General features: G+C 66.3%; 4 protein-coding genes, 1 tRNA gene and 1 pseudogene. 2 read left to right on the top strand and 4 right to left on the bottom strand.

The window, feature by feature from the left end; translation table 11 throughout:
- Position 1 precedes the first annotated feature (1 nt).
- The 3 genes from EJ903_RS24415 to msuE all read right to left on the bottom strand — a co-directional run bounded on the left by EJ903_RS24415 (position 2) and on the right by msuE (position 2,690).
- Entirely contained in the window at positions 2-853 is an 852-nt protein-coding gene (locus EJ903_RS24415; RefSeq protein ID WP_174237359.1) for an ABC transporter ATP-binding protein, read from the bottom strand.
- A gap of 95 nt (positions 854-948) precedes the next feature.
- Entirely contained in the window at positions 949-2,058 is a 1,110-nt protein-coding gene (gene sfnG, locus EJ903_RS24420) for a dimethylsulfone monooxygenase SfnG (protein ID WP_126620412.1), read from the bottom strand.
- Between the two features lie 56 nt (positions 2,059-2,114).
- The gene (gene msuE / locus EJ903_RS24425; protein WP_126620414.1) at positions 2,115-2,690 is read right to left on the bottom strand and encodes an FMN reductase; all 576 of its coding nucleotides are present in this window, start codon (positions 2,688-2,690) and stop codon (positions 2,115-2,117) included.
- Positions 2,691-3,007: 317 nt separating this feature from the next.
- Here msuE and EJ903_RS24430 point away from each other — a divergent pair, with 317 nt between their 5' ends.
- Together EJ903_RS24430 and EJ903_RS27825 are read left to right on the top strand one after the other, a co-directional pair.
- Positions 3,008-5,134, top strand: coding sequence for a sigma-54-dependent Fis family transcriptional regulator (locus EJ903_RS24430; RefSeq protein ID WP_210211548.1), 2,127 nt, complete (start codon positions 3,008-3,010; stop codon positions 5,132-5,134).
- Positions 5,135-5,370: 236 nt separating this feature from the next.
- Positions 5,371-5,678, top strand: a pseudogene (locus EJ903_RS27825) (IS3 family transposase); the annotation flags it as partial.
- A gap of 248 nt (positions 5,679-5,926) precedes the next feature.
- Here EJ903_RS27825 and EJ903_RS24435 read toward each other — a convergent pair.
- A tRNA-Met gene (locus EJ903_RS24435) sits at positions 5,927-6,003 on the bottom strand.
- Positions 6,004-6,014: the final 11 nt, after the last annotated feature.

The following is a 6,014-nucleotide window of genomic DNA, read 5'->3' on the forward strand; positions in this document are numbered from 1 at the left end:
TTCAGATTCCCTCCCCGGCCTCCAGATCGTGGGCGACGCCGAGATAGGCATCGATCACGGCCTGGTTGTTGCGGATCGCCTCGGGCGTGCCGTCGCCGATCAAACGGCCGTAATCCAGGACCGCGATGCGGTCGGACAGGCCCATCACCACGCCGATGTCGTGTTCGATCAGGACGATGGTGGCCCCCAGATCGTCCCGCGCCACCCGGATGCAGCCGGTCAGCTCCTGCTTTTCGGTCAGGGTCATGCCCGCCATCGGCTCGTCCAGCAGCAACAGCCGGGGCCGGGCCACCAGGGCGCGCGCCAGTTCCACCCGCTTCTGCACGCCATAGGGCAAGGTGCCGACGGGCCGGTCGCGCGCGTCCTCCAGATGCAGAAAGGCGAGCAGCGCCTCGGCCCGGTCATAGGCGTCCGCCCGCTCCCGCCGCGCCGTCGGCAGCCCGATCACCTGGGCCAACACCCCGGCGCGCAGGCGGTGGGTCAGCCCGGCGGCGACATTGTCCAGCACCGACAACCCCTTGAACAGCGCCAGATTCTGGAAGGTGCGGGACACGCCCAGCGCGGCCAGCCGGTCGGTGGGCACGGCGGCGAAGCTGTGACCACCCAGCCAGACCCGGCCGGAATCCGGGCGGTACAGCCCGCTCACCGCGTTCAGCAGCGAGCTTTTGCCCGCCCCGTTCGGGCCGATGACGGCGCGGATTTCCCCCACCGCCACGGTGAAGGACACCCCGTTCAACGCGGTGACGCCACCAAAGGACAGCGACAGACCATCCACCGCCAGCGCCGACGGAGCGGCTTGCGGCTGGGTGGCCGACGGTTGGAGGTGAGGGGCTTCGGAGGGGGTGGCGGTCATGGACAACGCTCCATCGACGAAAACCGGTGATCGGGGGGCGGGGGTTCGCCCCGCCCTGCCCCTTGGCCAAGGCCAGAGTGTTCCGGCCAGAGCGCTCAGGCCGGGACCGCCTCGCGGGCCTTTGCCTCCTCCAACTCCCGCACCAGCGGGATGACGTGCTTGCCGAAATATTCGACCTCTTCCTGGAAATGCAGGAAGCCGAGCAGGACCAGATCGACGCCCAACGCCTTCAACGCGACGATGCGCTCGGCCACCTGGCTCGGTGTGCCGATCAGGTTGGTTTTGAAGCCGTCGTTGTACTGAACAAGGTCTTCGAAGGTGGATTTCGCCCAATTGCCTTCGCGTTCGGGCGACGCGTTGCCCGCGTTCTGAACCTCGTGGTGGAAGCCCTTCACCGCGTCGGGATCGGCCTTTTCCAGAATCTCGCTCAGAACGGCGCGGGCCTCCTCCTCGGTTTCGCGCACGATGGCGAAGGCGTTGACGCCGATCTTGGCGCGGTGGTCGGTCCCGGCCTCCTTCGCACGGATGTCGTCGATCTGGGCCTTGATGCCGTCGGGGGTGTTGCCGTTGGTGAAATACCAATCCGACACACGGGCAGCCATGTCGCGCGCCGCGCGGGAGCTGCCGCCCTGGAACACCTCCGGCAGCGGGGCCAGGGGCTTGGGCTTCAGCGTGTAGTTCTCAAAGCGGTAATAGGCTCCGTTGAAGGAGAAATTGTCCTGCGACCAGACGCCCCGGATCACGCGGATGAACTCCTCCGACCGGCGGTAACGCTCGTCATGATCCAGCCACGGCTCGCCGATCGCCTGGAACTCGCCCCGGAACCAGCCGCTGACAATGTTGACGGCGATGCGGCCCTTGGTCAGATGGCTGATGGTCGCCACCTGCTTGGCCAACAAGGCCGGATGCCAGGGGCCGGGCAGGACGGCGGCGATGACGTTCAGTTTTTCCGTGGCGGCCAGCAAAGCATGGGTGAAGGACACCGATTCATGCTGATTGTCGGCCCCGTACCCGGCGGTGAAGCGGATTTGGCTCAGGGCATAGTCGAACCCGGCCTGTTCGGCGATCTGGGCGAGCTTGCGGTTGTAATCGATGTCCCAGCTTGTGCGCTGTTCGATCTTGCTGATGACCAGACCGCCCGACACGTTCGGAACCCAATAGGCGAACTTGACGGGGGCGGCGTGATCGGTGGCGGCAGCGGTCATGGCGGCGATCTCCGAAAAAGGGGCGTGTTGAGAAGGGGGCAAGGGGAACGGGAGCGTCAGGCAGCGACCGCAGCGGCGGTGCGGGCCTTGGCGGCGCGCCCCAGCGCGGTGACGAGCGCCGCCTCCTCGGCGGCCTGGGCGACGCGGGCGGCGATGGCCGGGTTGGTCAGGCGGTAGTCGGTGAAATCGCTGTCCTGGGCGAACACACCGGTCGGGACGGTGTGGGCCTGGAAGAAACCGAACAGCGGGCGCAGCTGGTGCTCGATCACCAGCGCGTGGCGCGGGCTGCCGCCGGTTGCCGTCAGCACCACCGGCACCCCCACCAGCGCGTTGGGGTCGATGAAATCGATCAGATGCTTGAACAGGCCGGTGTAGGATCCCTTGTAGACCGGCGTGCCGACCACCAGCAGATCCGCCGAGGTGATGGCCTGGATCGCGGCGGCCACGCGCGGCGGCAGCGTGGCGGGGTCAGTCAGGGCCCCCAACTCCGGAGCGAGATCGCCAATCACGATGTCGGTCCGCTGAAGGGCGCTGTGCGCGCCGATCCCGTCCGCCACAGCGTCGATCAGGGCGCGGGTCCGCGACCGTGCGCCGAGATTTCCAGACAGCGTGACCAGCTTGATCGTGCCCATGTCGCGTTCGCTCCTGCTCGCAATGGTTTGGAGCCTCAACTCCGCAATCGCCGTGCCATTCACTTAACCCATTGTAATATATTCAACTTATTGCTGTGGCGGTTCCGCGCGGTGTTGCGTTGGCAACAGAATTCACAAAAGCTCTGTTGCTCTGGCAGCACGAGATTTGTGATTAATCTACAAACAACAATAAAATTTTGTCATATTTAATGATTTTTTCATACTGCTATAGTATGTTTTATGCCCCGACCCGCTTCCAAGCCGTCTTGGATGGGTGGGGGCAGGACAGGCCATTCAGGACTTGGAAAGGCACCAACATGACCAAGCCCCCGCAGCGCAACCGCCACCCCGCCACCATGCCCATCGCCACCACACTGGCGGGGTTTGACGCGGACAGCGTGCCAACGATGGCGGTGGGTCCGGTTGGGGCCTGCGGGCCGGGGTTGGACACCGCAGGGTACGCCCAGAATCGTGTTCTCGCCTTTGATCCGGTCAGCCGCAACCGGAAACCAACGATCCGCGCCACCGCGATGGTCTTTGCCGATCCGCGTTCCCAGCGGCTTCAGACCGATCTCGACCGTTTGGCCCCCAGCGACGCGACCGTGCTCATCATCGGGGAAACCGGCACCGGCAAGGAGCTGGTCTCCCGCTACATCCACAGCCGGAGCCGCCGGGTCGGCGGTCCCTTCGTCGCGGTCAATTGCGGGGCCTTCACCGACAGCTTGGCTGAAGCCGAGCTGTTCGGCTTTGAAAAGGGGGCCTTCACCGGCGCGCTGCGCACGCAGGCGGGATGGTTCGAGGCCGCGAACGGCGGCACGCTGCTGCTGGACGAAATCGGCGATCTGCCTCCCGCCCTTCAGGTGAAGCTGCTGCGCGTGCTTCAGGAGCGCGAGGTGGTGCGCGTCGGCTCCCGCACGCCGATCCCGGTCGATGTCCGGGTCATCGCCGCCACCAACGTGGATTTGGAGGCGGCGGTGGCGGCCAAACGCTTCCGCGAGGATTTGTATTTCCGCCTGAACGTGGCGTCGGTGCGGCTGGATCCGCTGCGCGACCGCCCCGGCGACATCCCGCTGCTGGCCGATCATTTCCTGACCCTGCACAAGGCGCGGCTGGGCCGCCCGGATCTGTCGCTGGGGACCGACGCGCTGCGCCGGTTGGAGCGGTGCGCCTGGCCGGGCAACATCCGGCAGTTGGAAAACGTCCTGCACAACGCGGTGCTGCTCGCCCCTGGGCCTGTGATCGGCCCGGCGGACGTGCGCCTGCCCGACGACTCCCTGCGGCCAACGACGACGGACGACGAGCCGCAGGATTTGGAAACGCGGGTGCAGGCGCTGGTCGCCCGCGCCATCGCCGACGGCGAACCGGACCTGCACGAACGCGTCGTCCGCACGCTGGTGCGCAGCGCTTTCGATCTGGCCCACGGCAACCAGATGCGGGCGGCCGACAGCCTGGGCATGACCCGCAACGCCTTTCGCACCCAACTGGCGCATCTGGGGGCCATCGCGCCGCGCCGCCGCGCGCCCGTCACCACCTCCCGCTCCCCGTCGCTGCCCGCCTCCACCGCAACCCGCCCACCGCCGCTGATTGATCTGGTCATCGGCCACCAGAGCTTCGGCACTTCGCGCATCGTCAAGACGCGCGGCGCACTGGAACGGCGTCTGGCCGAGCACGGCCACCGTGTGCGCTGGCGGGAGTTCGTTTCCGGCCCGCAGATGATGGAGGCGCTGGGCCGGGGCGAGGTGGAGTTCGTGGCGACCGGGGAAGCTCCGCCGGTCTTCGCCCAGGCCGCCGGTGTGCCGTTGGTCTATGCCGGGTACGACCCGCCCGCCCCCAGCGCCGAAGCCCTTCTGGTCCGCAACGACAGCCCGCTGCGCACCACCGCTGATCTGCGCGGGCGCACGGTGGCGTTGCACACCGGATCGAACGTCCATTATTTCCTGCTGCGCGCCTTGCAGGCCCATGGCCTGACCCTGAACGACGTGCGGATCGTCCACATGCAGCCTCCCGCCGCGCTGGACGCGCTGCTGGACGAGTTGGTGGATGCCTGGGCGATCTGGGATCCGCTGCTGTCCTCCGCCCAGATCCGCGACGACACACGGGTGCTGACCGACGGCAATGGGCTGGTTCCCAACCACCAGTTCTATTTGACCAACCCGCGCTTTGCCGCCCGCCACCCGCAGCTCCTCGCCATCCTGCTGGACGAGATGGGCAAGGCGGGTGAGTACGCCGCCCACCACGCGGCGGAAGCGGCGCGCGCCATGACCGGGGATTTCGGCATCGCCGCCCCGGCGCTGGAGTTGGCCTTCAGCCGCCTGACCTACGGTGCCCACCCGCTGGATGACCGCGCGGTGCGGCGGCAACAGGCGGTCGCCGACAGCTTCCTTGCCTCCGGCCTGCTCGCCGCCAGCGTGTCGGTGCGGGACGCGGTGTGGGCTGGAGCCTGATCCCGCACCGCCGATTCACCCTGCGGTTCCGCAACGTTGCCAAGGCAGCAGAATCCGGCCTCCGGATGTTGCCTTGGCAACGCCACCTCCACCACACACGTCCGCTAAGCATTTGAAAAGCAACAGCACACAATATGGCACCCTCGTTGCCGGACAGACCGGGAGACTGCGGCCGTGTCCCGCAAAATCATCGACCGGCGCAGCCGTCCGTCCGTCCTGCAGGACTTCTATGGGGCCACCCGCCACTGATCCATAGGTGGAAGAAGCAGGCGCTGGAGGGGTTGGCGGGTGTGTTTTCTGCCAAAACAGACGCGCCGACGTCGGTTGACACGGCTGAGATCGAGAAGCCGCACGCGATAATCGGCGAGTTGATGGTGGAACGGGATTTTTTGCCCAAAGCCTCCGGTCGATGAGCGCCGGTCGGAGGCGGGAGATGGTCGAGTCTGAGCACGCCAGGCTTTCGATCATTCGGCAATGCGCACCGCTGTCGATCAGCCGGTCGCATGTCTACGGGGCGGTGCGGGGCGAGAGCGCCGAGAATTTGGCTCGGCGGCAGAACACCCGAGGAAGCGTACCAGCACCGAACGGATGATCAGAATTTGGCGGCAAGTCGGAACCAAGCTTATTTCCGTCGACAAACTGTCCGCTCAATGGGGACCAGTTCAATCACCCGCCGGAATGATCCGGCAGCTTTCCTTCTGACGCTTTCACGAGGCTTCCACGGAGTTGGTTCAGGGATGAAAGCGCGGACAAGTAAAAGCCCGCCAACTTCTTGAGTCGGCGGGCTTGATATGGTTGCGGGGGCAGGATTTGAACCTGCGGCCTTCAGGTTATGAGCCTGACGAGCTACCGGGCTGCTCCACCCCGCGGGCGATGGGTT

It is taken from the genome of Azospirillum griseum (genome assembly GCF_003966125.1).
Lineage (GTDB): Bacteria > Pseudomonadota > Alphaproteobacteria > Azospirillales > Azospirillaceae > Azospirillum > Azospirillum griseum.

What these genes read in the sequence shown, in the direction of transcription:
- msuE (WP_126620414.1), bottom strand. Translation starts at nt 2,690, where the DNA reads ATGGGCACGATCAAGCTGGTCACGCTGTCTGGAAATCTCGGCGCACGG.
- EJ903_RS24430 (WP_210211548.1), top strand. Translation starts at nt 3,008, where the DNA reads ATGACCAAGCCCCCGCAGCGCAACCGCCACCCCGCCACCATGCCCATC.
- sfnG (WP_126620412.1), bottom strand. Translation starts at nt 2,058, where the DNA reads ATGACCGCTGCCGCCACCGATCACGCCGCCCCCGTCAAGTTCGCCTAT.
- EJ903_RS24415 (WP_174237359.1), bottom strand. Translation starts at nt 853, where the DNA reads ATGACCGCCACCCCCTCCGAAGCCCCTCACCTCCAACCGTCGGCCACC.